This window comes from Bacillus sp. MBGLi79, from assembly GCF_002953915.1.
This window is the reverse complement of record NZ_CP026521.1, coordinates 2,344,571-2,346,144: the sequence shown is the minus strand read 5'-3', so window position 1 is coordinate 2,346,144 and position 1,574 is coordinate 2,344,571. Positions and strand designations below refer to the sequence as shown.

The following is a 1,574-nucleotide window of genomic DNA, read 5'->3' as shown; positions in this document are numbered from 1 at the left end:
CCGTTAATATAGTGCATATATGGATTATACAGGCATATAATTTCTTTTATTGTCATTTTTCTGCTTTTTTCTACTTTTTTATCCTCTTATTAAGAGAACTGGAGGGAATCCATTGAACGTACATACTTATTCTTTAACCCATGCCCAAAGGAGAGTGTGGTTTACCGAACTGCTGGAGCCAGGTACTAGCATTTGCAATCTCACCGCCTGCGTGAAATTCAGGGGCGATATTGATCTTGAGGCCCTAGAGGAAGCACTGAATCATTCCGTCGCCCGCAACGACGCCATTAGGTTTCAGCTGCTAGAAGGAGAAGAGCCTGAACCGCGGCTGTACCTTACTGAATATAAATACGCTTCACTTGAAATAATAGATTTTTCAAATGTTGAAATGATAGAAATGGAGCAATGGATACAAGATCAAGCGAGAATCCCATTTAAACTGTTCAACTCACCTCTTTATCAATTTTACCTCCTCAGAATTGACTCTCATGAAGTTTGGCTGTTCGCGAAATTCCATCACATCATCATGGATGGAATCTCTTTAAATGTGATGGGAAATCAAATTATAGATCTTTATCAAAAAATAAAGAAGAAAGGTCCTTTACCTGATCAGCCGGAGCCTTCTTACTTGAGCTATATTGAAAAAGAGAGTCAATATCTACAATCTTCACGTTTTGCAAAGGACCGTTTATTTTGGACGCAAACCTTTCAGCGCCCGTTGGAATCTCACTCGTTAGCCGGCCAGACGTCCTTACAAAAACAGAGCACAGCCGCATCCAGAGACACCATTATTCTTTCACCTGATCTAGAGCAAACGATTCGAATCTTCTGTAAAGAACACAAGATCAATATCATTTCCTTATTTATGGCTTCATTTTACATATGTATCAGCCGAATCACTTCTAAAAAAGATCTTGCCATTGGCACCTATTATGGCAACAGAGGGTCAAAGGCTGAAAAAGAAATGCTCGGCATGTTCGTCAGTTCTCTTCCAATCAGAATAACGGTTGATCCTGGCACAGATTTTCTTTCCTTTGTCCGCAGAATAGGCAGGGAACAGCTTTCCGTTATGCGTCATCAACGGTTTCCTTATAATTTGCTTGTGAATGAATTAAGAAATGAACAGAAGGATTTACACAACCTTATCGGTATATCTATGCAGTATCAGCCACTTCAGTGGCACAATGCAGATGGTTTTGACTATGAAACAGCGCTGTATTTCAGCGGATACACCGCGAATGAGCTTTCTGTTCAGATACAGGAACGTGTAGACACCGGAACCATACAATTAAATTTCGACTATCAAAATACCTTGTTTTCTCTTGAGGATATTAAACGTATTCAACACCATCTGCTTACCTTACTGGAAAGCGCCCTTCAACAACCGTACAGCTTTATAAGAGAATTAGATATGACGAATACAAGAGAAAAGCAAAAATTGTTGTATGAGTATAACAAGACAAAAGCTGTTTCGCCTGAAGCCCCAACTTTGCACGGTCTGTTTGAACGACAGGCGGCTTTCACACCGGAACGGACAGCCATTCGATTTTCAGGCGGTTCGCTGACGTATGCTG

At 40.7% G+C, this 1,574-nt stretch carries 1 protein-coding gene; it reads left to right on the top strand.

What is annotated here, in order from left to right; translation table 11 throughout:
- Positions 1-112: 112 nt before the first annotated feature.
- Positions 113-1,574 (top strand): condensation domain-containing protein (locus C1T29_RS11570; RefSeq protein WP_231516561.1); only part of this gene is annotated, 1,462 nt, incomplete at its 3' end.